Genomic DNA, 304 nt, shown 5'->3' with positions numbered 1-304 from the left:
CTCGATGAATCGGCGCTTACGGGTGAAGCGATGCCGGCGGAAAAAACAGCCGGAGATTCTGTGTTTACAGGAACGGTAAACGGAAACGGCTCCTTAACGGTCCGTGTGACGAAAACAAATGAACAGTCTTTATTCAGAAAAATCATCCGGCTGGTGGAATCAGCCCAAAACAGCGTGTCAAGGCTCAGGCATTTATTGAACGATTCGAAAGTGTCTATGTAAAAGGCGTGCTGTTAGCCGTGGCTTTGCTTTTATTCATTCCTCATTTCGCTTTAGGCTGGAGCTGGAGTGAAACCTTTTACAG

1 pseudogene is annotated in these 304 nt (G+C 47.0%); it reads left to right on the top strand.

What is annotated here, in order from left to right:
* A pseudogene (locus tag R0K30_RS21505) lies at positions 1-304 on the top strand (P-type ATPase actuator domain-containing protein); the annotation flags it as partial.

Source organism: Bacillus sp. SIMBA_154 (assembly GCF_046536015.1).
Lineage (GTDB): Bacteria > Bacillota > Bacilli > Bacillales > Bacillaceae > Bacillus > Bacillus pumilus_P.
This window is presented reverse-complemented; position numbering and strand designations above follow the sequence as displayed.